At 43.5% G+C, this 26,476-nt stretch carries 25 protein-coding genes; 9 read left to right on the top strand and 16 right to left on the bottom strand.

Annotation, left to right across the window (positions count from 1 at the left end; genetic code table 11):
* Positions 1-16: 16 nt before the first annotated feature.
* From ACRAD_RS00900 to glnK, 5 genes are all read right to left on the bottom strand, one after another.
* Positions 17-1,309, bottom strand: a complete 1,293-nt coding sequence (locus ACRAD_RS00900; RefSeq protein ID WP_005017173.1) for a DNA adenine methylase — start codon at positions 1,307-1,309, stop codon at positions 17-19.
* On the bottom strand, positions 1,306-2,361 hold the full coding sequence (ribD, locus tag ACRAD_RS00895) for a bifunctional diaminohydroxyphosphoribosylaminopyrimidine deaminase/5-amino-6-(5-phosphoribosylamino)uracil reductase RibD (protein ID WP_051005726.1): 1,056 nt from the start codon (positions 2,359-2,361) through the stop codon (positions 1,306-1,308). The genes ACRAD_RS00900 and ribD overlap by 4 nt, the downstream gene beginning before the upstream one ends.
* 51 nt (positions 2,362-2,412) lie before the next feature.
* Entirely contained in the window at positions 2,413-2,865 is a 453-nt protein-coding gene (gene nrdR / locus ACRAD_RS00890; protein ID WP_005017176.1) for a transcriptional regulator NrdR, read from the bottom strand.
* Positions 2,866-2,986: 121 nt separating this feature from the next.
* Positions 2,987-4,369, bottom strand: coding sequence for an ammonium transporter (locus ACRAD_RS00885; protein WP_005017177.1), 1,383 nt, complete (start codon positions 4,367-4,369; stop codon positions 2,987-2,989).
* Positions 4,370-4,427: 58 nt separating this feature from the next.
* A complete protein-coding gene (gene glnK / locus ACRAD_RS00880; protein ID WP_005017180.1) occupies positions 4,428-4,766 on the bottom strand; it encodes a P-II family nitrogen regulator in 339 nt (112 codons plus the stop codon).
* A 269-nt stretch (positions 4,767-5,035) separates the two neighbouring features.
* On the opposite strand from glnK, the gene ACRAD_RS00875 reads away from it, so the two are divergent.
* Positions 5,036-5,263 (top strand): accessory factor UbiK family protein, encoded by a 228-nt coding sequence (locus ACRAD_RS00875; RefSeq protein WP_005017183.1) that lies wholly within the window; start codon positions 5,036-5,038, stop codon positions 5,261-5,263.
* Between the two features lie 63 nt (positions 5,264-5,326).
* Positions 5,327-6,811, top strand: a complete 1,485-nt coding sequence (locus tag ACRAD_RS00870) for a YifB family Mg chelatase-like AAA ATPase (protein WP_005022934.1) — start codon at positions 5,327-5,329, stop codon at positions 6,809-6,811.
* Positions 6,812-6,865: 54 nt separating this feature from the next.
* Here the strand turns inward: ACRAD_RS00870 and ACRAD_RS00865 are convergent, their stop codons facing one another.
* Entirely contained in the window at positions 6,866-7,633 is a 768-nt protein-coding gene (locus tag ACRAD_RS00865) for a TorF family putative porin (protein ID WP_005022931.1), read from the bottom strand.
* Positions 7,634-8,195: 562 nt separating this feature from the next.
* Between ACRAD_RS00865 and ACRAD_RS00860 the strand changes: the two genes are divergently transcribed.
* Complete coding sequence (locus ACRAD_RS00860) at positions 8,196-9,464, top strand: OprD family outer membrane porin (protein WP_005022928.1); 1,269 nt, start codon at positions 8,196-8,198, stop codon at positions 9,462-9,464.
* A 97-nt stretch (positions 9,465-9,561) separates the two neighbouring features.
* Here the strand turns inward: ACRAD_RS00860 and ppa are convergent, their stop codons facing one another.
* Together ppa and ACRAD_RS00850 are read right to left on the bottom strand one after the other, a co-directional pair.
* Positions 9,562-10,098 (bottom strand): inorganic diphosphatase, encoded by a 537-nt coding sequence (ppa, locus tag ACRAD_RS00855; protein WP_005022926.1) that lies wholly within the window; start codon positions 10,096-10,098, stop codon positions 9,562-9,564.
* 118 nt (positions 10,099-10,216) lie between these two features.
* A complete protein-coding gene (locus ACRAD_RS00850) occupies positions 10,217-10,615 on the bottom strand; it encodes an MAPEG family protein (RefSeq protein ID WP_005022923.1) in 399 nt (132 codons plus the stop codon).
* A 108-nt stretch (positions 10,616-10,723) separates the two neighbouring features.
* On the opposite strand from ACRAD_RS00850, the gene ACRAD_RS00845 reads away from it, so the two are divergent.
* On the top strand, positions 10,724-11,104 hold the full coding sequence (locus tag ACRAD_RS00845) for a membrane protein (protein WP_005022921.1): 381 nt from the start codon (positions 10,724-10,726) through the stop codon (positions 11,102-11,104).
* Between the two features lie 39 nt (positions 11,105-11,143).
* Here ACRAD_RS00845 and ACRAD_RS00840 read toward each other — a convergent pair whose 3' ends face one another.
* The 6 genes from ACRAD_RS00840 to ACRAD_RS00815 form a co-directional block, all read right to left on the bottom strand.
* The gene (locus ACRAD_RS00840; RefSeq protein WP_005017202.1) at positions 11,144-12,823 is read right to left on the bottom strand and encodes a long-chain-fatty-acid--CoA ligase; all 1,680 of its coding nucleotides are present in this window, start codon (positions 12,821-12,823) and stop codon (positions 11,144-11,146) included.
* A gap of 144 nt (positions 12,824-12,967) precedes the next feature.
* Positions 12,968-15,187, bottom strand: coding sequence for a DNA topoisomerase IV subunit A (gene parC, locus ACRAD_RS00835; RefSeq protein WP_005022918.1), 2,220 nt, complete (start codon positions 15,185-15,187; stop codon positions 12,968-12,970).
* A gap of 171 nt (positions 15,188-15,358) precedes the next feature.
* Positions 15,359-16,678, bottom strand: coding sequence for a niacin transporter NiaP (gene niaP / locus ACRAD_RS00830; RefSeq protein ID WP_005022916.1), 1,320 nt, complete (start codon positions 16,676-16,678; stop codon positions 15,359-15,361).
* 37 nt (positions 16,679-16,715) lie between these two features.
* A complete protein-coding gene (locus ACRAD_RS00825) occupies positions 16,716-17,360 on the bottom strand; it encodes a trimeric intracellular cation channel family protein (RefSeq protein ID WP_005017209.1) in 645 nt (214 codons plus the stop codon).
* 37 nt (positions 17,361-17,397) lie between these two features.
* Entirely contained in the window at positions 17,398-17,877 is a 480-nt protein-coding gene (locus tag ACRAD_RS00820; protein WP_005022913.1) for a YchJ family protein, read from the bottom strand.
* A gap of 64 nt (positions 17,878-17,941) precedes the next feature.
* Positions 17,942-19,543: a TerC family protein gene (locus tag ACRAD_RS00815; RefSeq protein ID WP_005022910.1), complete on the bottom strand. Its 1,602-nt coding sequence runs from the start codon at positions 19,541-19,543 to the stop codon at positions 17,942-17,944.
* A 330-nt stretch (positions 19,544-19,873) separates the two neighbouring features.
* Between ACRAD_RS00815 and ACRAD_RS00810 the strand changes: the two genes are divergently transcribed.
* Positions 19,874-20,497: an LOG family protein gene (locus tag ACRAD_RS00810; protein WP_005022907.1), complete on the top strand. Its 624-nt coding sequence runs from the start codon at positions 19,874-19,876 to the stop codon at positions 20,495-20,497.
* A 43-nt stretch (positions 20,498-20,540) separates the two neighbouring features.
* On the opposite strand, the gene ACRAD_RS00805 is transcribed toward ACRAD_RS00810, so the two are convergent.
* Positions 20,541-21,509: a hypothetical protein gene (locus tag ACRAD_RS00805; RefSeq protein ID WP_005022905.1), complete on the bottom strand. Its 969-nt coding sequence runs from the start codon at positions 21,507-21,509 to the stop codon at positions 20,541-20,543.
* Between the two features lie 260 nt (positions 21,510-21,769).
* Between ACRAD_RS00805 and mdtD the strand changes: the two genes are divergently transcribed.
* The 4 genes from mdtD to ACRAD_RS00785 all read left to right on the top strand — a co-directional run bounded on the left by mdtD (position 21,770) and on the right by ACRAD_RS00785 (position 25,769).
* On the top strand, positions 21,770-23,176 hold the full coding sequence (mdtD, locus tag ACRAD_RS00800) for a multidrug transporter subunit MdtD (RefSeq protein WP_005022903.1): 1,407 nt from the start codon (positions 21,770-21,772) through the stop codon (positions 23,174-23,176).
* Between the two features lie 65 nt (positions 23,177-23,241).
* Positions 23,242-23,994: a glycoside hydrolase family 25 protein gene (locus ACRAD_RS00795; RefSeq protein ID WP_005017227.1), complete on the top strand. Its 753-nt coding sequence runs from the start codon at positions 23,242-23,244 to the stop codon at positions 23,992-23,994.
* Complete coding sequence (gene dinB, locus ACRAD_RS00790) at positions 23,994-25,049, top strand: DNA polymerase IV (protein ID WP_005022900.1); 1,056 nt, start codon at positions 23,994-23,996, stop codon at positions 25,047-25,049. Before ACRAD_RS00795 ends, dinB begins: the two co-directional genes overlap by 1 nt.
* 366 nt (positions 25,050-25,415) lie before the next feature.
* The gene (locus ACRAD_RS00785; protein WP_005022898.1) at positions 25,416-25,769 is read left to right on the top strand and encodes a RidA family protein; all 354 of its coding nucleotides are present in this window, start codon (positions 25,416-25,418) and stop codon (positions 25,767-25,769) included.
* An 89-nt stretch (positions 25,770-25,858) separates the two neighbouring features.
* Here ACRAD_RS00785 and ACRAD_RS00780 read toward each other — a convergent pair whose 3' ends face one another.
* On the bottom strand, positions 25,859-26,383 hold the full coding sequence (locus tag ACRAD_RS00780) for a DUF2726 domain-containing protein (RefSeq protein WP_005022895.1): 525 nt from the start codon (positions 26,381-26,383) through the stop codon (positions 25,859-25,861).
* Positions 26,384-26,476: the final 93 nt, after the last annotated feature.

Genomic DNA, 26,476 nt, shown 5'->3' with positions numbered 1-26,476 from the left:
TCTTCTCTTAAATAATTTACCACAGGGCTAATTGCGTACTCACGCCGGAGGTATCTACACCACCAAGTTCAGCAAAATGATAAAGCTGGCTGAGCAGCTGACGTAAAGGCGGACCGGATTTGGCATGGGTATCGGTAATGACAATAAACTCAAGTACACGTGCCCGCTCTGACTGACGCTGCTTGCTGACCCGATAACGTGGTACATCCTGCGTGAGCAGTGTCACTTTGCCACGCTCCAGATTGGCCTTCAGCAAATCCTTGGCTTCTATATTACCATCAGTTGAATAACTGGTCAGAATATAGCGTGCATTAATCGTTGACAGCAGCTTTTCATAAGCTTTTTTAGCATGTTTAGATGAATTGTATGGACTTGGACGTTCTTTGCGCCAAGCACGGTCAATCCCACTTTTATAGCCTTTGGTATCCGGGCTCGGCAAGTCCACCTGGTCCCATAAAGTTAATGCATTTAATACATGATAGTTACTGCTATAGGCATGCTGGTTATAAGGCGGGTCCAGATAGGCGACATCGACCTCAAAGCTACTCATCTGATTAGCCAGATGCTGGGCATCTACACACCACATTTCAGCAGCCGGCTTGTTCGGCTCACCTACTTCGCAGAAACGGCCAGGCGTTAGCCACAATAATGATTCAATTCGTTCCAGGGCTGTTTGGGTCTTTCCTCCCCAGCCCTGATGAAAACTTTTAAATACACCACTGGTATTACTGACAAAACTGGCAGAATAAAGCAATGGCGCAAGCAGGGCACTCATCTCAACATCATCAATTGCACCTTGTGCCTGCCAGGTTGCAATCTGCTGGCGAATAGCGTCAATACGCATACCGTTGCGACGCTTAAAGAACAGTCTGTCACGAGTCGGATCATAAACTTCGTCATTACGCGGACACAGATTATGGGTCACCCAGCCTTTGACTTCAGGCAAACGGTTTAAATAATCAATTGCTTTTTGATAGCCGCCCAGCTCTTTAAAAGCAGGCGCCTCTACACAGGACAAGATTGCATGATTCAGTGCATGACTATAAGGTTCCCAGTCATTGGCAATCACACGATAGCCATTTTGACGGGCCAGACGTGAAACCACTCCGCTACCAGCGAAGAAATCAGCAAAAATCGGGGCACGTTTATTGCCCTGATTCAGGGTACCAGTAATTTCAAGTGCTTCTAAAATCAGGTGGAGTAGTCGGCGCTTGTTACCCAGATAAGGAACCAGCTGATGAAAAAGATATTCATCTGTCGTGCGGGCGGCATGACGACGCTTGTGATAAACCGAAGACTCTGAATTCATACTGTCTCTTGAGTAGGGATTAACCTTAAGCGGAGATCATCACCTACAATTGTAGCATCTTCCAGCTTAAAACGAAGTTGCTCAGCCATACTGATAAATTCAGCATTAAACATCGCACGGGCAGATTGCCCCAAAAAAGTGGGTGCAACATAGCTGATCATCTCATCAACCAGTTTTTCCTGCAAGAAGGCAGAAGAAAGCGTTGCTCCCGCTTCAACCAGCACATCAAAAATCTGATACTGGTTACATAAGGTCTGTAATAACCCTTTTAAAGGCTGTAACGGTAATTGTATCACGCCTAAGTCGGCAAGTTCCTGCCGGAAGGGTCCCATTACCATAAGTTGTTCCGGACTAGCCAATATTCTGGCCGTTAACGGTAACTGCCCCTGACGGTCCAGTACCAGCCGTTTGGGCTGCACAACGGTCTGCAAATCAGTTCCGGGTAAACAACGTACATTCAGCTGGCAGTCATCAGCCAGCACTGTCTGTATACCGGTAATCACTACTCCTGAAATTGCACGCCAATGTTGCACATCCTGCCGGGCAGCTTTACCTGTGATCCATTTTGACTCACCTGAAGCCATTGCTGTACGACCATCGAGACTGGAAGCTACTTTGAGGCGTACATAAGGCATGCCTACAGCCATGGCTTTCAAAAAGCCGCAATTAAGCTGTACCGCTTCATTTTCACAGATACCACTCTCCACATCGATACCAGCTTGTTTTAAAATGGCTATACCCTTACCTGCGACCAGCGGGTTCGGATCAGGGCAGGCAATTACTACTTTTTTTAATTGATGTTTGACCAATGCTTCTGCACATGGAGGAGTACGGCCATAATGTGCACAGGGTTCCAACGTGACATATGCAGTTGCGTCTTGAGCCTGCTCACCCGCCTGACGCAACGCAAATACCTCGGCATGAGGCTGTCCCGCGCGTGGATGATAGCCTTCACCAATAATTTGGCCATCCTTGACAATTACACAGCCAACATTCGGATTGGGCTTGGTTGAATACTGACCGAGACGCGCAAGCTCAATGGCACGCCGCATATAAAAATAGTCTTGGTCAAGTCCGCTATTCACTACCTTTCTCCGCTTCTGTTAACGTTGCTGCATCTGTTCAATTTGGCGCCGAAATGCCTCAACATCCTGAAAGTCCTGATATACCGATGCAAACCTTACATAGGCTACATGGTCCAGTGCAAACAGAGACTGCATGACGATTTCACCGATAGTCTGCGATTTAACATCACGTTCACCCAAGCGACGGATTTGAAGCTGAATATCGCTCAGTACCGTTTCAATCTGCTCTTGAGTCACCGGGCGTTTTTGCAGGGCATGCATCAGGGAACGACGAAGCTTGGCCTCATCAAACGGTTCATTTTTTCCATTGGATTTAATGACACGCGGCATGACGACTTCATAACTTTCGAACGTCGTAAAGCGCTCACCGCAATTGATGCACTCTCTTCGCCGGCGGATCTGGCAGCCCTCGGCAGCAAGACGCGAATCAATGACTTTACTGTCTGCGGCATTACAAAATGGACAATGCATAGACTTGAATAGAAATGATCAACTTAACCTAGTGTAGCAAAAATTCTGCATATTGCTGCACTTTCGCCAGTTCTGCCATAAAAAAACAGCCCCGTAGGGCTGCCTGTCATCAGGTTCCCGCTTATTCGATGCGTTCCCCATGCTGGCTTAAATCCAGACCCATACGTTCATCGTCAGAAGAGACACGCAGGCCAATCACCAGATCAATAATTTTTAGAATCACGAAGGTCAAGATGCCGCTATAAGCAATAGTCGCCAGCACACCCTCTACTTGTACCCACAACTGTTTCATCATGTCGGTAGGAACTGCATCACCCATAATCAGTTCACTGGCAAATACACCGGTTAAAATTGCCCCGACAATACCGCCTACTCCATGCAGGCCAAAGGCATCCAGCGAGTCATCGGCTTTGAGTAACCGTTTAAGAGCTGTAGTGCCCCAGAAACATGATACTCCACCAATCAGCCCCATAATTAATGCGCCACTTACTGTCACAAAACCTGCGGCCGGAGTAATAACCACCAGACCAGCTACCGCTCCTGAAACAGCACCCAGTACTGAGGCCTTGCCACGTACAAATTTTTCTGCCACCAGCCAGGCGATTGTAGCTGCGGCTGCTGCCACCTGAGTCACGATCATAGCGTAGCTTGCTGCTCCATTTGCACCCAGTGCAGAGCCGGCATTGAAACCAAACCAGCCTACCCACAACAGGCTGGCGCCCAGAATAGTGAGAGTCAGATTATGTGGCGCCATAGATTCACGGCCTAATCCCATCCGTTTACCCAGCATATAGGCAGCCACCAGACCTGCTACACCAGCATTGATATGAACTACAGTACCACCAGCAAAGTCCAGCGCACCATCATTGGCTAACCAGCCACCACCCCATACCCAATGGGTAATCGGGGCATAGACCAGCACCACCCAGAATGCGACAAAAGTAATAAATGCGCCAAATTTCATCCGCTCGGCAATCGAACCACTGATGATAGCTACCGTAATAATGGCAAAGGTCATCTGGAATACAATAAACAGAATTTCCGGGATGGTGCCTTGCACAGCAGACGGCCCGATTCCCATAAGCATGAGCTTGTCCAGTCCACCAACAAAGGCATTACCTTCGCTGAATGCCAGACTATAACCAATCACAATCCAGACTATACTTACTACGGCAGTAGCCACAAAGCTGTGTGCCATCGTACTTAAAACATTTTTCTTGCGGACCATACCGCCATAGAATAGAGCCAAGCCTGGAATTGTCATTAGCAGAACGAGTGCGGTAGAGATAAGCACCCAAGCGGTATCACCTGAATCGGCCTGCGCCTCTTCTTCGGCAGGAGCTATATTAGCCGGCTGTTCGGCCGGAGTTATTATTGTAGAGTCAGATGAAGTTGAAACCACAGTTTCAGTAACGGCGGAATCAGCTGGTGTTGGTTCGGCCCAAGCCGCTGATCCACCTAAAAGTGCGCCCGACAGACTGAGCGCAAGCAGCATTTTTTTCATTTGTGTCCCCCAACCTTTATTTCTGAGTTATCAGTTACTCAGCAAACTTTATGCCAACTTAGACAGCATCCGGTCCTGTTTCGCCAGTACGAATACGGATGACCTGTTCCAGATTAGTCACAAAAATTTTCCCGTCGCCAATTTTTCCTGTGCTGGCAACACGGGTAATAGATTCAATCACTGAATCCACCAGATCATCACTGATCGCAATTTCGATTTTTACTTTTGGCAAGAAATCAACAACATATTCTGCACCACGGTATAGTTCAGTGTGGCCTTTTTGACGTCCAAAGCCTTTGACTTCAGTTACAGTAATACCTTGAACACCGATGTCAGACAGGGCTTCACGCACGTCATCCAATTTAAATGGTTTTACAATTGCAGTTACGAGCTTCATTTCAGTTTCCTTCGGCTTGTTTCACCAGTAAGGTTTTATGTTCAATTTTCATGCCAAGAATCTCTAAAGGTTGGGGAAAATAGAATTTTTTGGCATGAGACGTACGCTTGATTATACTTGATCAGCTTGACTAAACTTTAAAAAATAAACATTTTTATATGTAATTTTAACTCGTTCAATATATAAAATTTTATATGTACTCAACAGGCTAGGGTATACCCCTCAGCAGTGTTAAAGTATGCCCATATTTATAATTTTCTGGATTCCCTATGATTGAAACCCTATTACAGGCCATTCTTGAGCAGATAGACCAACCTAAAAAAGATATTGAGAAAAATCTAAGGGCTTTATTAAATGAAGCTGTAGAAAAAATGGATCTGGTTTCTAAACAGGAAATGGAACGGCAGCGTGTTGCCCTACAAAATGCCAATTTGCGTCTCGAACAGCTTACGCAACAGGTCAATATGCTGGAAGAGACTTTAAAGAACAAAAAATAAGCACTTTAACAGTGCACTTGAAGACCATAATCAACAAAAATAAGATCATAACGGAACAATAAAATGTCTTTTGCCAAAATTTACACCCGGGGGGTGCTGGGGCTACATGCGCCTTCTATTGAAGTTGAAGTTCATGTGAGTCAGGGGCTTCCCTCCCTGACTATTGTAGGCCTTCCTGAAGCTGCGGTACGTGAAAGTAAAGATCGGGTTCGCTCGGCGATCATTAATAGTGGTTTTCAGTTTCCCACCAAACGCCTTACTATTAACTTGGCTCCTGCCGATTTGCCCAAAGATGGATCACGTCTAGATCTACCGATTGCCTTGGGAATCTTGGTTGCTTCAGGCCAGCTCCCTGAACAAAGTACAGAACAGATTGAATTTATTGGTGAACTGGCTCTAGATGGCTGCTTGCGTCCGGTAAGCGGCACACTGGCAATTGCCATGGCATGTCAAAAAGTACGGCATCAGCTGATACTGGCAGAAGCAAATGCAATGGAAGCAGCGCAGCTCCCTGACTTTCAGGTCTACGGAGCACAGCACCTAAAACAGGTTTGCCAGCATTTACTACAGCAACAGCCATTATTACCGGTTAAAAGGAAACTATCTAAAGCTGCTCAAGATTATAAACTGGATTTGGCAGATATTAAGGGGCAACTGCGCCCACGGCGTGCTTTGGAAATTGCAGCAGCAGGCGGTCACTCTCTACTTTTTAAGGGCCCTCCTGGAACTGGAAAGACCCTGCTGGCTTCAAGGTTACCCAGCATTTTACCTCCGCCCAATGCCCAGGAAAATCTTGAAGTTGCCAGTATCTATTCAATTGCCAATGTTCAGCATCCCTTTGGACAACGGCCTTTTCGGGCTCCACACCATACTGCATCTGCTATTGCGCTGGTCGGCGGCGGCTCGCAACCCAAGCCTGGTGAAATCACTCTGGCACATTTAGGTGTTTTATTTCTAGATGAGCTTCCTGAATTTGACCGCAAAGTACTGGAAGTTTTACGTCAGCCACTCGAGTCTAAAGAAATTGTTATTTCTCGGGCTTCCCGGCAAATGACTTTTCCGGCCAACTTCCAGTTGGTAGCAGCTATGAATCCTTGTCCATGTGGTTATGCATTTAATCAGGATAACCGTTGCCAGTGTTCAGCCGATGCAATCAAGCGCTATCAGAACCGTATTTCCGGTCCATTGCTGGACCGGATTGATCTGCATATTGATGTGCCACCCTTGCAGGCGCATGAACTCCAGCAAACCACACCTGCTGAGAATTCAGACACAGTCAGGAAACGTGTCATCTTAGCTTATGAACAGCAGCTCCAACGCCAAGGTTGCCTTAACCAGCTGCTTTCCCCTAAACAGCTCCAACTGCATGCACAGCTGGACCAAAGCTCACTACGTATAATTGAAATGGCACAGCAACGACTCAATCTCTCTGCCCGTGCTTATCATCGGGTTTTACGTGTAGCCAGAACAATTGCTGATCTGGCACTTTCCAAAGAAATCCAGACAAGTCATTTAAGTGAAGCGCTTTCTTACCGCAGTCAGTCCTGAACTAAAAAAGCCAAGACAGATTCAGATCAGCTTGGCTTTTATTTCTGAGAATGCTTAAAAACTGTATTTTAAGCCAAGTACCACTTTATTCTTTTGTTTATCATCCATACGGTCATATCCACCAATAATATAATCCAGACTCATATTGGCTCCGGTATCTCCTAAAGGGTGACTTAAACCGACAGTAAAATGTCTGAAATTGAAATCTTCTGTCGTCGTAATAAATTCGTCATCATTACCATAGTAATAAGCGCCCAGAGCAAAATTTGCAGTAAAAGCTTGTGGTAAAGCCCGACTGTAAGTGGCTAGCAGATAGGTATCACCCTGATTACCCCAAGTGGTATTTTGGGTCAGCGTCTGGGCAGTAATACCAAAATCTTTATAATTTAAGCCAAGCAGTGTTTCAAAGCCGTCAGAGTCAACATCTGAGTTATAGTAATAATAGTAAGTACCGCCTATCGTGAAGCCGGTATCTTCATTGATTGAACCTTTATAACCCAGATAAAAATCATGCTCAAAGGAGTCACCACCCTTATAGCTTTCAGTCAGTGGAGCGTAATCAGCCAAAGAATAGTCCAGACTGGAACCCCAATACCCCGCATAAAACCCAGATGGATGGCTATAATCCAGCCCACCTTGTATAGTTGCATCCGAGTTCTCAGGAACATTCGTTAGACCACGCAGGTTATAGCTGGAAAATACTCCGATATTTCCGGTAACCTCTCCCGGAAAAGGAAAAGGCCGGGTTTCTTCTGCGAGACTTAAGCCAGAAACTCCACTGATAACTGTAAAAAGAGCAGCTTTAAGAATATTTTTTGACATCTTGTATCCCCTTTAGAGAGTGGCGTGTATTGTTTGGTTTGTTTTTAAAATTCACGCCTAAGACTTAGCAATAGTTATGCCAATTTATTGTTTTTAGAATGATCAAATAATAATAAATTAAAGTTTGCTATTGGGCTGGGTCCTACTTAAAAAATCAAATAAATATCTAAATAACAAAATTTACTTCAGTGGGCCTTATTATTTTTAATAATGTAAACAGAATACTGCGACTTTGGTTTTGAATTTTAATTCAGATAAAGCGATACACTTTTTATTAAAGACAATAATTCAAATTAATAATAATGATTATTATTATATAAAAATACTTTTATTTAACTCTCTTCTTAAAATAATATTCTGATATTGAAAGTAAATTTTAAAATAAAACATCTTATAATGAGTTTTTTAAAAGATTACTTAAATTATTATAAATGTAAATATTGCATAACTTTAGTGTAATAAAGATAATAAAAACGTTATTTTTTATAAACTTTATATAAAATCTAACCTGTTTTGTGTTTTTTCTGGCAAAATAGTAATTTATCTTATTTATGAGGCTCCAATGCTAAAAGTCCAAAAACTTACTTTAGCAGTTCTAATTCATGCTATTGGCCTAACCTCAGTCTACGCTAGCGAACAAAGTGAAGCGAAAGGATTTGTCGAAGATGCTGAAGGATCAGTTTTATTCCGCAACGGTTATCTTTACCGTGATAAAAAAAATGGTGTTCATGACACAAGTTCATGGGCACAAACAGCCATTTTTAATTTAGAGTCTGGTTTTACTAAAGGTATCGTTGGCTTCGGGGTAGGAGCTGTCGGTGATTTATCATTTAAAATCGGGGATAATAAAAACTCTGCTAACAATATGATTCCTCGTGACAGTAATGGGGAACCTTATGACCACTGGGCTCGTGGTGGCGCAAGTGTGAAAGCTCGTATGTCTAACACCACAGTCCGCTATGGTACTCAAGTTCTGGATTTGCCAGTACTGGCAAGTAACACTGCACGCTTGGTCCCTGAATACTTTACAGGTGTACTGGCAAACAGCCGTGAAATTGAAAATCTGGAACTGATTGCCGGTAAATTTACTAAAGACCAGATGTCTGATCAGATTTCTACAGACGGAAATAACCTTGATCGTGCAGTAGTTTGGGGCGCCAAGTACAAGTTTAATGACCAGATAAATGCTTCATATTACGGTTTAGACTCTAAGGATAAATTAGAGCGTCACTATATAAATGCTAATTACAAGTTGCCTTTAGCTAATGACAGTTCTATTACTTATGACTTCAGTGGTTATCACACTGAATGGGATAGAGATGCAGTAACTGGTTATACGACAGCAAGTAATCCGGCAGACCGATCAAATAATATTTGGGCAATTTCTGGAACTTATAACCAGAACGCGCATACGGTAATGCTCGCCTATCAGCAAAATACAGGCAATACTGGTTATGACTATGCTTATAATGCTGATGGTTTCCAAAGTATCTATTTGCCAAACTCATACCTTTCTGACTTTATTGGAAACCATGAAAAGTCAGCTCAAGTTCAATACAATCTTAACTTCAATGACTACGGTATACCGGGCTTAAACTGGACGACTGCATTTGTTTACGGCTGGGATATCAAAACTCCAACTACGGATGATGCTCAAGAACGTGAATTCTTCAATCAGGTAAAATATACTGTTCAATCTGGTTTTGCTAAAGATGCAAGCCTTCGTATCCGTAACTCGTACTATCGAGCAAGTGATGCATACCAAGGTATGTACATTGGTGATACTAATGAATGGCGTATATTCTTAGATGTTCCTGTGAAATTATTTTAATTTTTAGAACTGTTTAAGTGAAAAAAACCTGCACATTATGCAGGTTTTTTTATTGCGTCCTTAATTATCAGAATAACAACGCCGCGCCTAAGACAAATTATTTATTTGCTTCAGCATAGGCAGAAATTGAGCTCAACACTTCTTGTTTAGCTACATCTGCACCTTCCCAACCACTTAACTTAACCCACTTACCTGGTTCAAGATCTTTATAGTGCTGGAAGAAATGTTCAATTTGGCTGATCAATAAAGGTGGCAGATCGGTATATTCTTGAACGTCTTTATAAATTGGCGTTAACTTTTCGTGTGGTACAGCAACAAGTTTGGCATCTACACCGCCGTCATCTTCCATGTTCAATTTACCGACTGGACGGCAACGAATAACTGAACCTGGTTCAACCGGATATGGTGTAACAACCAAGACATCTAGTGGGTCACCATCCAACGATAAAGTATTTGGCACATAACCATAGTTCGCTGGATAGAACATGGCGGTACCCATAAAACGGTCTACAAATAGTGCATCAGAGTCTTTATCAATTTCATATTTGATCGGTACTGCATTTGCAGGAATTTCAATAATTACATAGATGTCATTTGGTGCATCTTTACCCGCTGGGATATTGCTGTAGCTCATAGCCGTACTCTTTAACAGTGAAGTCTTCAGATCCTGTCACTATTACGGACAGGATCAAACCGATGAAATTATAACGCCAGCTCACTAAAAATGAAGATTTATCTGAGCAATGCTTTAATCAACTAATCTTGATGGTAATAATCAGCAGAAATATTGGACAGAGTAGTGAAAGGCACCAGATGATCGAGCGTAACATGGCCAGATTGGCCAGGTAACAAATACCATAGATGACCCGTAACACCAGATAGGCCAAACCTAAGGTCATAATAATGCCCTGTGGTACGACCATGTACTCTGCCATTAACACTGCCGCAATAAAAAGCGGTAAACTCTCAAAACTGTTCTGCTGTGCCGCATTGGCCCTGGCAGCAACACCTTTGGTCTGGGCAAGAAATTCACGTGGATTCTGGTTATCTCTGGCTTTAAATCCACCAGCCATCTTGGCAATGCCTGTAAATACATAGGGCAACAGACAAGCTGCTAAAATGATATAAATGATCCCGCTTATGCCATGCATGAATATTGTTCTCATCAATTCCCAGTGAAAGATATATCATAGCATGGTGTTTTAGCGACAAATTTTGTTAAATATAGTGTTTTTATAAATCTGATGAGTGAACACGGCATGTTAGCACCTGATGAAAAAGATATGTTTGAAGTGCTGGAGAAACAGCAGCAGCATCAGCGTCAAGTTGACCGCGTTTTTAAGATCGTACTGCCTATTACTGCATTTTTACTGAGTGTTATCTGCGCCAATATGAACTGGACATCCTGGTTGGGCACTTTTATTATCCTGACTATAGCCTTTTATGCAGTTGGTATTAAACGTTTACCACTCTGGCACTGGCTGGTCATTGTACTCATCTACTGTCTGATTGATAACTTTCTGACCTATAAAACTCTTCATATTTCAGGTTTAAGTCGTCAGTTTGGTACGATGTTTATTTTTCTCGGTATAGTGGGTATTGGACGGCCTTATTTTGACCGGTGGTTAATGAAAAAATAATTTTGGGGCAATAAAAAAGCGCCCGAAGGCGCTTTTATTTTAAGCAGTTTTTCGTAAATCTTTACGCAGGATTTTACCAACATTTGATTTTGGTAATTCTTCCATAAACTCCACATAACGCGGGCGTTTATAACCGGTCAGATTTTCTTTAGCAAATGCCAGAACTTCTTCAGTTGTTAAGGAAGGATCTTTTTTAACTACAAACAGTTTAGGCACTTCACCTGATTTCTCGTCTGCCACACCAATAGCAGCCACTTCCAGTACTTTAGGATGTTTAGCAATCACTTCTTCAATTTCAGATGGATAAACATTAAAGCCAGAAACCAGAATCATATCCTTTTTACGGTCTACAATTTTTACATAGCCCCGGTCATTCATGATGCCGATATCACCGGTGCGGAAAAAGCCGTCTTTAGTCATGACTTTTTCAGTTTCTTCCGGACGATTCCAGTAGCCTTTCATTACCTGTGGACCACGGATCGAGATTTCTCCCTGCTCACCCAAAGCAACTTCGTTACCATCATCATCCAGAATAGCCACTTCTGTTAATGGCAGTGGGATACCAATCGTGCCGCTAAATTCTGTAGAGGCTGGTGGATTAGCAGTTGCCACTGGTGAGGTTTCAGACAGGCCATAACCTTCAATGATAGTAGTTCCGGTAACCCGTTTCCAGGCTTCAGCCGTAGATGGCAGTACAGCCATACCGCCCCCCATAGCCATTTTCATTTTGCTATGGTCAAGCTGCTTGAACTCTTCGTTATGCACCAGTGCATTGAACAGTGTATTAACCGCCGGGAAGAATGATGGCTGATATTTACGCAGCTCTTTAATAACGCCTGGTAGATCACGCGGGTTAGGAATCAGAACGTTTGCTTGGCCTTTATACATGCCATACAGGGCACAAACCATAAATGCAAAGATATGATAAAGCGGTAGCGCACAGAAAATACGGTCATTTTTGTCCCCATCTGTTGCACCAAATTTGCTCTGAAAAATACCGTCACATTGCAACATGTTGGCAACCAGATTCCGATGTGTCAGTTCGGCGCCTTTGGATACCCCTGTAGTTCCGCCCGTATACTGAAGAACTGCAGTATCACTTAAGGTCAGATTGGGGCGCTTATAATTGCTTGGATTAGCTTTTGCCAGTGCTGCATTAAACTTGATATGCCCCGGAATATTCCATTCTGGAATCTGCTTGCGTACTTTGCGCAGGACAAAGTTTACCAGTGTGCCTTTCAAGGTACCCAGCATGTCGCCTACGGAAGCAACCACCACATGCTTGACTGGTGTTTTACCAATAATTGCCTGATAGACAGAAGCAAAGTTTTCTACAATAACCAATACTTCAGAACCTGAATCATTCAGCTGATGTTCAAGTTCACGCGCTGTATAAAGCGGGTTGACGTTGACTAATATGAGGCCGGCACGGAATACACCGAGTGCAACAACAGGATATTGCAGGACATTTGGCATCATAACCGCAACACGTGTGCCTTTTGCTAACCCCAAGCTTTGCAAATAGGCAGCAAACTTGCGGCTTGCTTCCTCAAGTTCATTAAAGGACATGGCTTTATCCATAAAGATAAAGGCGTCACGTGTACCAAACTTTTGGAAATTACGTTCGAAAATATCGACCAGCGAGGTATCTTCTGGGGGTAATTCTACAGTTTCCGGTATCCCTGTCTTTTGGTATTCAGCGAACCAAATCTTTTCCATAATGCCATTTTCTCCAATCAATATCCTTAGTCAAATATTTTTCAATGACGAGCCTATTTTTTAACTTGTTTATGCTCGATCATCGCATCCATCTTCACGAATACATTCACATATATAACGTATTTATGAACATGGATGCTAGTATTATCTTTGAATCAGGAGTCTATTTACTTTTTGATATCCTCTTGGCAGAAGTTGCCCTTTAGACGCTCTTTTTCCTAAGTATTTATCTAAATCGCCCGGTTTTATATTAAGAATTTTCTGACCTGCAATTACCTGAATTATTTCATTTAAATTCAAAGTTGTCATAGATAATAGCTGCTCGTCCTGCTCAAGTTGTATCAACTTGTTTCCTTTACCCTTGTTGAGACTTGGCAATTCTGACACGGGTAAGACCAGCAAGCGGCCTGTATCAGTTAATAAGGCCAGATGAGAGCAATCTGGATTTACCAGTAACGGTAAAGCTTTGCCACCTTCAGGAATACTGAGAAATGCCTTACCGGCTTTGGCATTAGTATCCAGCTGTTTTGCCTGGGTTTTAAAGCCATAACCCTTAGAACTAATCGCGATAATTTCCTGATCATCTTCTTCAACCAGTATCTGAATAAAGGAAACACCATTCGCTGGAGAAAGTTTAGAACTGAGCGGTTCTCCCAGACCTCTTGCAGAAGGCAGGCTGTTGATAGCCAGTGCATAACTCCGGCCGGTTTCATCCAGAATATAAACACGCTGGTTACTTTTACCAGAAGCATGACTTAAATACTGATCTCCAGCGCGATAGTTAAGTTTTTCTGCATCGACATCTGCACCTTTAGCAGAGCGAATCCAGCCTGCTTCTGATAGAATTACAGTGACTGGTTCTGCCGGAATCAGGTCCTGTTCACGCATCTGAACCGCACCTTCACGCTCCACAATAGGAGAACGGCGCTCATCCCCAAATTTTTTGGCGTCTTCTTTTAATTCACCAATAATCAGATTCTTTAAAGACTCAGGATTAGCCAGCTGTTCACGAATAAGAGCAGCACGTGCCGAAAGCTCATCCTGTTCCTGACGGATTTCCATTTCCTGAAGCTTGGCCAAGTGCCGCAGTTTTAATTCAAGAATTGCCTCAGCCTGGGTTTCATCAATTTTAAAGGTCTGAATCAGTACGGCCTTGGGATGATCTTCTTCACGAATAATGTGGATTACAGTATCAATATCCAGATAGGCAATTAAAAGTCCGGCCAATATATGCAGACGTTTTTCAATCTTGTTGAGATGATACTGCAGTCGGCGGGTAACTGTCTCTTTACGGATTTCAATCCATTCCAGCAGGATTTTCCGGATAGATTTAACCTGTGGACGCCCATCGGCACCAATCATGTTCAGATTGACGCGGTAACTACTTTCCAAATCCGTAGTAGCAAACAGATGGCTCATCACGGTGTCGGCATCTACCCGGTTAGAGCGCAGGACAATGACCAGGCGGGTCGGATTGACATGATCAGACTCATCCCGAAGATCACTAACTAATGGCAGCTTTTTGGCCTGCATCTGGTCAGCAATCTGGGTAATAATTTTGGAGCCTGAAACCTGATAAGGCAGCTCGGTAATAATAATTTCATTTTTTTCGACCGTATACACTGCACGCATACGATAACTGCCACGCCCGGTAGACTGGATTTTTAGCAGTTCATCTTTTGAGGTGATAATTTCAGCTTTAGTCGGCAGGTCAGGCCCTGGAATATACTCGGCCAGTTTGGCCTCGCTGGTATTCGGATTACGGATTAATGCAATAGTTCCCTTAATGACTTCACGCAGGTTATGCGGCGGAATATCTGTTGCCATACCAACCGCGATGCCTGTAGTACCATTCATAAGAATATTAGGTACGCGGGCAGGCAAGGTTACCGGTTCTTTAAGCGAGCCATCAAAGTTATCCTGCCATTCTACTGTGCCCTGCCCAAGTTCAGATAATAATACTTCACTATACTGGGACAGCTTCGCTTCGGTATAACGCATGGCTGCAAATGATTTTGGATCATCCGGTGAACCCCAGTTACCTTGGCCTTCAATAAACGGATAACGGTAGCTGAACGGTTGTGCCATCAATACCATAGCTTCATAACAGGCCGAGTCACCATGCGGATGATATTTACCCAGCACATCACCCACTGTACGCGCGGATTTTTTTGGCTTGCCACTGTGTTTCAGACCAAGTTCACTCATAGCATAAACGATACGGCGTTGAACAGGTTTAAGGCCATCACTAATATGCGGCAAGGCACGATCCATGATTACATACATGGCATAGTTCAGGTAAGCCTGTTCGGTAAATTCTGCTACTGAGCGGTTTTCTGTCGCATGATGCGCAAGGCTTGTCATAACAACCTATAATCCTAAATCAATCGTTTTTATCTGGGTTCTTATGCTATGCCGCACCTGCCAGATACACAAGAGTATGCCGGAATACAGTGCGACAATTTATGTCTTATGATGTGAAACTAAACGTTTTAGAATTTTTAGGCAACCGGAAAACCATGAGATAGCCCAACTTTACAGGCCAATTGACTCCAGTGTTTTACCCTTGGTTTCTTCACCCAGAATAATGATCACCAGCGCTACAGTAACCAGGACCAATGTAAACATCAGGAACACATGGCTAAAGCCATGGTCTGCTACCATCATTTGTGTCACTACCAGTGGCGCCAGTATGCCGCCCATGCGGCCAACGGCTGAAGCCCAGCCTGAACCAAAAGCCCGGATATTGGCCGGATACTGTTCCGGGGTATATGTATAGAGTACGCCCCATGCGCCGAGGTTGAAGAAAGACATCAGACAGCCCCAGAACATGATCATACTGACACTAGAAGCCTGACCGAAGAAATAGGCCGAGACTGCACAAAACCCAATAAAACCCGCCAGAGTGATTTTACGGCCTAATTTCTCGACCAGCCAGGCTGCCACAATATAACCTGGAAGCTGGGCCAAAATCATAATCAGGACATATTCAAAGGACTGGACAATACTATAACCCTGTTTAACCAGCAGGCTAGGTAACCAGGTAAAAATTCCATAATAAGAGTAGACGATCCCAAACCAGATTAGCCATAACATCAGACTGCGACGCGCAAACTGCCCTGACCAGAGCTGTTTGAACGAAACACTTTTCTGGCTAGCAACCGGTTGAACCTCTAGTGTTTCTATTACCTCTACACCACACTGGCGTTCCAGTTGCTGTACTAATATATGCGCCTCATTAATCCGGCCACGGTTAATCAGATAAGGGACAGACTCCGGTACTTTTTTAAGAATAATAAAAATATATAAAGCAGGCAGTCCACCAATTAAGAAAGCCACATGCCAGCCAAAGCTGGGAATAATAAAATAGGATATCAGAGCTGCTACCAGCCAACCTAAACCCCAAAAGCTTTCCAGCAGTACAATAAAACGGCCACGCACATGTGCCGGTACATATTCACTGACCAGTGTTACTGCAACCGGTAACTGCCCTCCCAGCCCCAAGCCCACAATAAAACGAAAAATCAGCAACCAGGTAAGATTCGGTGCTACAGCACAAAGTGCGGTAGCTACGCTATAAACTCCCAGCGTAGTCGCAAATACTGTACGTCGTCCGAAACGGTCAGCCAGCCCTCCTGAAAAAACAGCACCAATAGCCATTCCTACAAAGCCGATACTGACAATCCAGCCACTCTGTACCGGTGTCAGTGCCCAGTCCTTGACCAGAGTTGCCATGATAAAAGCAATAATTCCGGTATCCATGGCATCAAACATCCAGCCCAGACCCACTACCCATAACAGGGTATAATGAAATCTGCCAATCGGCAGGCGCTGTACTCGTGAGACTAAATCCATGCTGCAGTACTCTGGTAATTCAAGTTTTGATTGATGGTCAGGACAAATCTTTAGAGGATGCTGAACTATCATCTTCATCTTTATAAATAAATTTTGGCATTTCCAGACCAAAATAAATAGCAATCAACCGCAAGGTAAAGCCAAATACCAGAGTTGCAATCACTGTCAATTCAAGCGATAAACCCAGATTCAGACAGCTCCAGTAGCAGATCACTGCCACAAAAGAGATACTGGCATACAGTTCACGGCGGAATACTAGAGGCACGTCGTTACATAGAATATCTCGCAAAATACCACCAGAGACCCCGGTAAGCACTCCTGCAACTGCCGAAACCACGAAACCATGTCCCATTTGCAGGGCAATCTGACAGCCAATAATAGTAAAACCAATAAGGCCCAAGGCATCCAGAACCAGAAAGATATTCCGTAAATGACGCATCCATTTAGCAATCAAAATAGTAAAAAAAGCTGCTGCACAGGTCAGCACCAAATATTCAGGATGTTTCACCCAAGTGAGAGGATAATGACCCAATAGCACATCCCGGACCGAACCTCCTCCTAATGCAGTCACGCAGGCAATCAGCACTACACCAAACCAGTCCATGCTGCGTCGCCCGGCAGATAAAGCGCCAGTCATGGCTTCGGCTGTAATTGCAATAATATAAATTATAGTGAGAAGCATTGCCCTGTGTTCCGTCCAGGCTAAAAATAGCGCTATTTTAAGTTAAAGTTGCCAGAAAAGGGGCACAGCATTGCTTAAATTTTTTACCTGAACCACAAATACATGGCTGTTTCATGGTAACCGGCATATCAACCGTCGGGTCCAGAAAAAACCATTGTCCAGCCTGCTGCACAAAATACGATATTTCATGATGAAGTTGTGGCTGCTCGCCATCATAATAATGAGCTCTAAATTCGACTTCAGCATGATGTTTGGTCAGCTTTTCTTTAAAGTTGATTACTTCAAGTCCTAACCAGCGATTTGTCTCACTCCACTGCTGTATAGCAGGTACTTCGAGATAAGGCTGTTGGCCAGATGCTGTAGTTTTTACGATATAGCCAATTTGCTGTAAAGCAAAAGCACTGTAGCGCGAACGCATCAGCTGTTCAGCATGTACCGCTCGGGTTTTGCCACTATGGAGAGGTTCACAGCAATCTTTATATAAGCCTTTACCACATGGACATGATGCGCCTGACATAAGCTGAATCCAAAAAAATAGCCCTTATGAAAGGGCTATTGTAGCGAATTTTCTAATACAGCTTCTAACGATATTCTTCATCAGATGCCGGCTGGTCACTGGTCATAATATGGATTTTCTCAATTTTATGACCGTCCATGGTGACCACTTCAAAGATATGCCCATCTGCCTGTAGCTTTTCACCATTTACAGGTAAGTGGCCCAAGTGATACAGCATATAACCCGATAACGTTGAATACTGCTCACTTTCGTCAACCAAATTACGGCCCAGCAATAAGGAAACATGTCGAATATCGGTTGAGCCTTCCAGCATCAGTGAACCATCCTCGAGGCTCTCTGCAGCCGCTTCCAGCTCATCTTCATCCGGAAATTCACCGGCGATGGCTTCAAGTACATCAATCGGTGTAGCGATACCTTCAATAGAACCATATTCATTTAAAACAATTGCCATCTGTAAGGGTGCCTGACGTAACTGTTCCATTACCATCAGAACCTGAGCATTTTCATGCACAATCACCGGTTCACGCAGATGTTTTTCGAAATTTAGAGTCCCGGTTTCAATGTATTCATTCAGGACTTTATGGGTCAATGCAATACCGGCAATATTATCAAGCTCTCCATGCGCCACAATCAGGCGGGAATGCGTCATGCTTAAGAGACGCTCTTTAATGACTTCAGCATCTTCATCCAGATCAATCCATTCAAGCTCTGGTCGTGGAGTCATCACGGATTTGACCGGTCTTTCGGCAAGTCCAAGTACGCCCTGCACCATTACACTGTGGTATACACCATTTTTTTCATCAAAAACTTCATCGGCAAAAGCGCGTGTTGCCAGCACATCTTCCGGCTCGTTTGATGGTGACTCATTACTATTGCTAGTATTTTTACCGCCGAGCATCCGCATCACTGCTGAGGCAGTGCGATAACGTAAATCAGTGGTGGTTACCAGCTTTTCCTGGTTACGACGCATGGTCTGGTTGACCATTTCTACCAGCACCGAGAAGCCAATTGCAGCGTACAGATAGCCTTTTGGAATATGGAAGCCAAAGCCTTCAACCACCAGCGAGAAGCCGATCATCATCAAAAAGCCTAGACACAGGATCACTACGGTCGGGTGGCGATTGACAAACTCCATGAGTGGTTTAGATGCCCACAACATGATTCCCACAGCAATAATGACTGCAATCATCATGACCGAAAGCTCTTTCACCATGCCTACTGCCGTGATCACGCTGTCAAGCGAGAATACCGCATCAAGCACAACAATCTGGACAATAACCATCCAGAAAGCCGCATGTACCGGATTTTCTTCTTTATGTGCATGATTACTTTCAATCCGTTCATGCAGTTCCATAGTCCCCTTAAAGAGCAGGAATACCCCACCGAACAGCAGAATCAAGTCACGGCCGGAAAACGCATGATCAAAAATATGGAAGAGAGGATCAGTTAAGGTGACCACCCAGGCAATAGAAGCAAGCAGGATCAGCCGCATCCCCAGAGCCAGGATCAGACCCAAAATACGCGCGGTATTTCGCTGATGTGGCGGCAGTTTTTCAGCCAGAATAGCAATAAATACCAGGTTATCAATACCCAGTACAATTTCCAGAACGACCAGAGTAACCAGGCCTACCCAAGCAGAAGGATCAGACATCCATTCAAAAATCATTGAACATGCTCCTGCTGGCGACTTACACTTTCTCTTGGAGAACTGTTACTGAAGTCCCGGATTCGGGTCACTATTTTTTCTTTATAAAAGTCAGGATATTCGGAGCGACTACAACCACTGCCCATGTTGATCAATATGTTGTTTAACAGATTTTCAGTATAGGCAAGATTTTTTAGAAATTCATCTTTTTTTGTTTTTCAATCTTGTGCTCTTCACCAACTTGATACAAACCCTATCTAAAACCATTATAGCCTTCTACTGAAGATGTCATATTTTTTACTTAAGCTAGAGCTAGAGCGAGAAAAAAGAACATGCTAAGGTAAAAATATAATGATGAATAGTGTACTAGAAATGAGAAATACCCCAGTTAATCCTGAACCAAGAACAACTCAGCATTTGGTAGCTTTATATTGTGGTTCGCGTCCGGGCAATAATACAATTTACCGTGAAAAAGCAATTGAACTTTCCCAAGGCTTGGCACAACATGGGTTTGGCATCGTTTATGGCGGTGCCAGTATCGGCCTGATGGGTCAAGTGGCTGACAGCGTATTGGAAGCTGGCGGTGAAGTCGTAGGGGTAATTCCAGAATTTATGCTGGATTATGAAATTGCCCATAACCAGCTGACAGAGCTGCATATTGTTGCAAGCATGCATGAACGTAAAGCACTCATGGCAGAACGAGCCAGTGCTTTTGTTGCCCTGCCGGGTGGTTTGGGTACCTTTGAAGAGATTCTGGAAATTGCCACTTGGGGGCAGCTGAATCAGCACCAGAAGCCGATGATTTTATATAATGTAAATGGTTTTTATAATGCACTGATCAACCAGCTGGATCATGCAGTACAAGAAGGTTTTCTGCCTGCTCAGCATCGCGCCAAAATTGTAGTGTGTGAACACAGTAAAGCCATCTTTAATGCAATGAAGAACCTGAACAGTCCAAGCCGCTTTGCAATTTAGTCAACTAACTGTAAAAAACGGGCTTAGGCCCGTTTTTTTAATATTATGTCCCCGAAATCAGCTGATAGAGCCAAGGTAAGGTGGTTGCCAAAAGTACGCTTACAGCCAGTCCGAAGAGCAACTTCATAGCATCTTTACTGACATTGCGTGAAGTCCGGTGCCGGTTTACTTCAACCAGGTGCATTGACATGGCAAACTCACGCCCGGCCAGGAGACCCAAAAAGACCCAAGTGGTACTCATCGGAATATTGCTCCATTCCTTGAACACCAGCAGAATAAAGGCATAGATAAAATCAATAATGGTGGCTGAGCGAATATCTGCTACACCTGTTTTGGTATCAATAATATTCTGGATTTTCCCGCCGCGCTGGTAAAAAATGACGCCTAGCAAAATAATAAAGACCGAAATGGCAAATATCATAAAACCAAGAGGAACCACACGGGGAACATAGACAAAAATATTGGCCAGATCCTGAATCAGCCATTGGCTCCATAAAAATGCAGTCGAGACCCATTGCAGACCAATCCAGAATTTGGGAGTAGGATGATGCCGGGTCTGGCTAAAATAAACAGAGATTCTTTTAATAACAAAACGATAAACCAAAATTGCCACAATAAAAGCCACTGCATAACCCATCATTGATTTGGTCAGCATTGAACCCAGACTGCTTGGTGAGAAAATAGTAAGAACCAGAAAAGTAGTACTGACCGGAATACCGTAGCGCGTAAGCAGAATCAGTAATATGGGAGGAACTATATATAACCAGGTAATTCCTTCTTCAGGAAAAGGAATAGTTTCCAGACGTCCATAGGAAGCATCGCCGATACCCGAAGTCCACCAGCCATACATCAGCACTACCGCTAGAATACTGCTGGTATATAGCCATAGTACCCACCAGGGACGATGGGCATTGGATGAAATAAACGTACCTAAGGTTTGTGGCACATCATTTCCGACAATTGAATAAGCTGCTAGACAGAAGCCTACAATCATAAAAATTTCGATTGTCATAGAGGTCAGGATTCTCTTGAAGAATAAGTATCACGACTGCCCCAAGCGGTCGGCTGTGACAAGATTATGACATTTTTATTGCAGCTTCATGACATTCTGATGACGAGAATTTTTTGAGAAATTTACCTTTAAAGAATAAATAAAATATTTTAATGTGAGGCTTATTTGCAAATTAATCATTACTGAGAAAGTACAGAGCACTACAGGACTTTTATTCTAGATTCGATAAACTATCAAAAAATATCATTATTTATAATATTATGGCTGTTACCGCTGAGCATCAACCTGTACAAGCTGAATACCGTCTTTTAGTTTTTTTGGTATCGATCGGCTTCTTCATGCAAGGTCTGGACACCACCATTGTCAATACGGCAATTGCGTCAATGGCCGAGCAGCTGAATGAAGACCCGCTCAAGATGCATAGTGTAGTGGTGGCCTATGTACTGGCCTCAGCAGCCTGTATTCCACTAAGTGGCTGGTTGGCTGACCGTTTTGGTGTGCGCAATACTTATCTTTCAGCCATTGTAATTTTTACCCTAGCTTCACTGGGCTGTGGTCTGTCTGAAAACTTGAACCAGCTGTTGTTTTTCCGGGTAATTCAGGGCGCTGGTGCTGCTTTACTTTTGCCCATCGGCCGGCTATCTATGCTGAAAATTATTCCGCGTACACAATTCCTCTCAGCCATGAGCCTGATGAGCTTGGCAGGGCTGCTTGGGCCATTGATGGGCCCTACTCTCGGTGGCTGGTTTGTTGAAGCATTTTCATGGCACTGGATTTTTCTGATTAATGTTCCGATTGGTCTGCTCGGCTGTATCATGACCTTTAAAGCCATGCCGAATGTCACCGAAGCCAATGTCAGTTCATTTGACTTTAGTGGTTTTATTCTGCTTGTGCTGAGTATGGTCGGTATATCACTGTCTATTGAAGTGATTTCTAATGAAAACTACTCCAATACCTTAGGCTGGATATTATTTGCTGTAGGAGCCATCGCTATGATGGCATATGCTACGCATGCACACTGGCATCAGAATGCCCTGTTCCGTAGCAGCCTGTTCCGAAAAAATCCTGTATTTTCAATTGGAATATTAGGTAACTTTTTTGCACGGCTCGGTGGAAATTCAATTCCCTTTGTATTGCCGTTAATGTTACAGGTTGCATTTGATATCAGTCCGCTACAGACCGGTCTGATGATGATTCCACTGGTTTTGGGTTCCCTGATTTCTAAACCACTGATCAGGCCGCTGATTTCAAGATTTGGTTATCGCCGTTTTCTTATTGCCAATACTTGTCTGGTCGGTTTAACTATTGCCAGTTTTGCCTTGACTACTGCCGATACACCCATCTGGTTAAGAACTTTACATTTTCTGGTAATGGGTCTGCTTAACTCCCTGCAGTTTGTATCAATGAATACTCTGACCCTAAAAGATTTGCCCCAGCAGGATGCCAGTAAAGGTAATAGCTTTCTTTCCATGATTCAGATGGTCTCCATGAGTATCGGGGTAGCGCTGGCTGGTACACTGATTAATATTTTTAGTAATTACTATGGTCCAGTTGATGTTAGCAAGGCCTTTCATTCTGCCTTGATCTGCCTGGGTCTGATCAATATCTTGGCAGTGCTGATCTTTTGGCGTGTTCCAGATGAAAAGCAGATACAGCCGGAGTCCTGAATTTGACTCGAACTTTTAGTAGAAGCAGTTTATGCTTAAGCCTTCTGCCTATTACCTGCTAAGTTATGCCTCAGACTATTTCGCCAAAAATTGCCTGGTCATGGATGCTGGCCGTTGTTGGAAGCCTGCTGCTACTGGGTTTAGTACTGCTGAGTGTATTTAGCAACCGGCCACAGGCGGGAGAAGAATTCCCTGTTCAGGGTTTTGATGTTTCGCATCATCAGGGTGATATTGACTGGAAGCAAATTTCTCCCAAGCGCTATCAGTTTGTCTATTTAAAGGCGACAGAAGGAGGAGATTTTCAGGACCGTAAATTCCAGCACAACTGGCTGGCTGCACGCGAACAAGGCTTACGCGTAGGCGCCTATCATTTTTACCGCCTATGCCGTAATGGCGCAGTACAGGCCGATAATTTTATACAGACTGTACCGCATAAAGCAGACGCGCTTGCTCCGGTAATTGATCTTGAATACGATAGTAACTGTATTAATACCTATACCAAGGAGCAGTTACTTAAAGAAATCCAGCTGATGCATGACCGCCTGAAAACTCACTATGGCAAGCCGCCCATATTTTATGTATCCAAAAACTTTTATCATCTGGTACTAACCGACAGTTTTCCACATACCCCACTCTGGATTCGTGATTATGATGGAATGCCCGAGCTGAAGGATAAACGTGCCTGGAGCTTTTGGCAGTACAGCCGTCAGGGGAAAATTAAGGGAATTCCCAAACCGGTAGATTTGAATGCCTACCGGGGCAGTCCCGCAGAATGGCAGCGTTATCTGAAAAATATCGGTCTGAGTCCTGAACTCTGATGCGCAAGATTATTCATATCGATATGGATGCATTCTATGCGTCAGTTGAGCTGCGGGAGCGGCCGGAACTAGTACATTTGCCTGTGGTCATTGCCTCCCACCACCCTCGTGCTGTAGTGGCGGCCGCTTCTTATCCAGCCCGCAGTTTTGGTCTGCGTTCAGCCATGTCGATGACTCAAGCAAGAAAATTATGTCCTGATGTGTATGTGATTGAGCCGGACTTTGCTAAATATCGGGCTATTTCAGCCCAGATACATCACATTTTTCAGCAATACACTACGGTAATTGAACCGGTTTCACTAGATGAAGCTTATCTGGATGTCACTGAAAATCTGAAAAACCTGCCTAGTGCTACGGCTGTAGCAATGCAGATTCGTGAAGATATTTTTAAAACACTTCATCTGACTGCTTCAGCTGGCGTCGCTCCTAACAAATTTCTGGCTAAAATTGCTTCCGACTGGCACAAGCCTAATGGCATTTGTGTAATTAAACCTCATCAGGTTCAGGCTTTTATTCAAGACCTGCCCCTAAAGAAAATCCCGGGCGTTGGTAAAGTCATGCAGCAAAAACTGCAGCAGTTAAAGCTAGATACCTTGGGAGACTTACAGCAGGTTGAAGAAAGTCTTCTTATTCAGCATTTTGGTAAATATGGCCGGCAGCTTTATCTCTATGGCCAAGGGATTGACCATCGTCCGGTAGAGGCCAATCGACAGCGCCAACAGATTTCCAAGGAAATTACCTTTGATCGAGACTTAAGTTTGCAGGAATGTAATTCTTACTGGCCAATACTGGTTGAAAAAGTCTGGCAATCCCTCATCAATAAGAATCTGGTTGCCTGCGGGATCAGTTTAAAACTGCGACTTAAAAACTTTCAGACCCTGCAACACAGTAAAAGCTTCCGCCTGCCACTACGCTCTGTACTAGAGTTTGCCCAAGCCGTAGAGCTGCTGCTACAAGAAATGCATATTGGTGAAAATTCACTATTCCGTCTGGTTGGTGTAGGCGTATACCAGCTGCAACAAGCACAACAGGAAAACCAATTGAGTTTATGGTGAGGTCCATTTCTGGTTACTCTTTCATCAACCGGAGAAAAATCCAGCAACTTGTGCTCGCTTTTTCTATAGATTAAGGTACTCTAGACAGTGCAGTACATTTATCCATGTACTTTGAGATGCTAGAAATCACCTTTACTTTTAGCATGCTGTCCTGTGATTGGCGTGACGATCAAATCCGAATGTTACAGGGCAACTCGACAGTCAGGGTATAACATATAAAACTGCACAATATTTTCTTATAATTCCTCTCATTCATTTTTTGTTTTTAATAATTCGATTTTAGTTTACTTTTCATTTCCAATTTTACTGAGAAATAGCTGCATGTTATGGTAACTCATCATTCATGAATTAAATGTCGAGTAAAACATGCCTGTACAACGTCTGCATACCACTCCACGCTTTAGTGAGGTGACTATTAGTGGCCAACTGGTACATTTGGCCGGTCAGCTGGCTGAAGATACCCGTCTAGATATACAGGGACAAACACGCCAAACACTAGAGCTGATTGACAAGCTACTGGCTGAGGCAGGTACAGACAAATCTCATATTATGTCAGTACTTATATTTCTCAAAGATATTGAGCAGGATTATGCTGCCATGAATGAGGTATGGGATGCTTGGGTACCAGAGGGTGCCGCTCCACCACGAACCTGTGTTGAAGCTAAACTTTATGCTCCAGATGTATTGGTTGAAATGACTGTTACGGCAGTTTTACCCTAACCTCATGATCAGCAGAACAGGCACCTGACGTTTGTCGGGTGTCTTAATACAGTTTTATAGAATTTATTAAAAATAACAGCTTAATTTTACTAATACTGTCTTACACAGTCTCGGTAGTGCATAATATTTTCAAACTGGGGAGAGCGGGAGGAAGCTACTCCTGCTAGCGGCAGCTTTCCCAAAAAATCAGAACGAAGCTGCTCATATTCAGGTACACCTTTATAACGCACCACTTTATAACCTGCCGTTTCAAGTAAACTACACTGATAATGCTGATATTTTAATTTTTTTAAACTCAATGCATCATCAATTTCAATAATTGCAAAAATTTGGCTTTCTCGATCTAAAATCACAAAGTCAGCAATCATATGCTGATATTTTATACGGGTATGATTATATTTAGTGGTGAGTAATGTATCGAAAGAAACTTGAGCCAGAATATAGTAGTCTGGTAATACCTGTTGCAGGCGGTTAAAAGTCAACTGTTGGGCAGGACTGAAAATTGCACGGCGTTTGAGCGCACTATCATATTTGTCACGGGGCTTGAGTCTGTTAAAGAGCATGACTGCTACAACACACAGTGCAATAAGGCCTGCTATAATCAGGTAAAACATAATAATATTAATCCTTTAATCTATTTTTATAATCAGCTCGGTTTATAACCGCTTTATTCTAGTTAAAAATTTAAAACTCACCGGTCCAACTTA

The sequence above is a fragment of the Acinetobacter radioresistens DSM 6976 = NBRC 102413 = CIP 103788 genome (assembly GCF_006757745.1).
Lineage (GTDB): Bacteria > Pseudomonadota > Gammaproteobacteria > Pseudomonadales > Moraxellaceae > Acinetobacter > Acinetobacter radioresistens.
The sequence above is the reverse complement of the archived record's forward strand: the minus strand, read 5'-3'. Positions and strand labels throughout refer to the sequence as shown.

Coding starts and splice junctions, on each gene's coding strand:
- ACRAD_RS00900 (WP_005017173.1), bottom strand. CDS start 1,309: ATGAATTCAGAGTCTTCGGTTTATCACAAGCGTCGTCATGCCGCCCGC.
- ribD (WP_051005726.1), bottom strand. CDS start 2,361: ATGCGGCGTGCCATTGAGCTTGCGCGTCTCGGTCAGTATTCAACCAAG.
- nrdR (WP_005017176.1), bottom strand. CDS start 2,865: ATGCATTGTCCATTTTGTAATGCCGCAGACAGTAAAGTCATTGATTCG.
- ACRAD_RS00885 (WP_005017177.1), bottom strand. CDS start 4,369: ATGAAAAAAATGCTGCTTGCGCTCAGTCTGTCGGGCGCACTTTTAGGT.
- glnK (WP_005017180.1), bottom strand. CDS start 4,766: ATGAAGCTCGTAACTGCAATTGTAAAACCATTTAAATTGGATGACGTG.
- ACRAD_RS00875 (WP_005017183.1), top strand. CDS start 5,036: ATGATTGAAACCCTATTACAGGCCATTCTTGAGCAGATAGACCAACCT.
- ACRAD_RS00870 (WP_005022934.1), top strand. CDS start 5,327: ATGTCTTTTGCCAAAATTTACACCCGGGGGGTGCTGGGGCTACATGCG.
- ACRAD_RS00865 (WP_005022931.1), bottom strand. CDS start 7,633: ATGTCAAAAAATATTCTTAAAGCTGCTCTTTTTACAGTTATCAGTGGA.
- ACRAD_RS00860 (WP_005022928.1), top strand. CDS start 8,196: ATGCTAAAAGTCCAAAAACTTACTTTAGCAGTTCTAATTCATGCTATT.
- ppa (WP_005022926.1), bottom strand. CDS start 10,098: ATGAGCTACAGCAATATCCCAGCGGGTAAAGATGCACCAAATGACATC.
- ACRAD_RS00850 (WP_005022923.1), bottom strand. CDS start 10,615: ATGCATGGCATAAGCGGGATCATTTATATCATTTTAGCAGCTTGTCTG.
- ACRAD_RS00845 (WP_005022921.1), top strand. CDS start 10,724: ATGTTAGCACCTGATGAAAAAGATATGTTTGAAGTGCTGGAGAAACAG.
- ACRAD_RS00840 (WP_005017202.1), bottom strand. CDS start 12,823: ATGGAAAAGATTTGGTTCGCTGAATACCAAAAGACAGGGATACCGGAA.
- parC (WP_005022918.1), bottom strand. CDS start 15,187: ATGACAAGCCTTGCGCATCATGCGACAGAAAACCGCTCAGTAGCAGAA.
- niaP (WP_005022916.1), bottom strand. CDS start 16,678: ATGGATTTAGTCTCACGAGTACAGCGCCTGCCGATTGGCAGATTTCAT.
- ACRAD_RS00825 (WP_005017209.1), bottom strand. CDS start 17,360: ATGCTTCTCACTATAATTTATATTATTGCAATTACAGCCGAAGCCATG.
- ACRAD_RS00820 (WP_005022913.1), bottom strand. CDS start 17,877: ATGTCAGGCGCATCATGTCCATGTGGTAAAGGCTTATATAAAGATTGC.
- ACRAD_RS00815 (WP_005022910.1), bottom strand. CDS start 19,543: ATGATTTTTGAATGGATGTCTGATCCTTCTGCTTGGGTAGGCCTGGTT.
- ACRAD_RS00810 (WP_005022907.1), top strand. CDS start 19,874: ATGATGAATAGTGTACTAGAAATGAGAAATACCCCAGTTAATCCTGAA.
- ACRAD_RS00805 (WP_005022905.1), bottom strand. CDS start 21,509: ATGACAATCGAAATTTTTATGATTGTAGGCTTCTGTCTAGCAGCTTAT.
- mdtD (WP_005022903.1), top strand. CDS start 21,770: ATGGCTGTTACCGCTGAGCATCAACCTGTACAAGCTGAATACCGTCTT.
- ACRAD_RS00795 (WP_005017227.1), top strand. CDS start 23,242: ATGCCTCAGACTATTTCGCCAAAAATTGCCTGGTCATGGATGCTGGCC.
- dinB (WP_005022900.1), top strand. CDS start 23,994: ATGCGCAAGATTATTCATATCGATATGGATGCATTCTATGCGTCAGTT.
- ACRAD_RS00785 (WP_005022898.1), top strand. CDS start 25,416: ATGCCTGTACAACGTCTGCATACCACTCCACGCTTTAGTGAGGTGACT.
- ACRAD_RS00780 (WP_005022895.1), bottom strand. CDS start 26,383: ATGTTTTACCTGATTATAGCAGGCCTTATTGCACTGTGTGTTGTAGCA.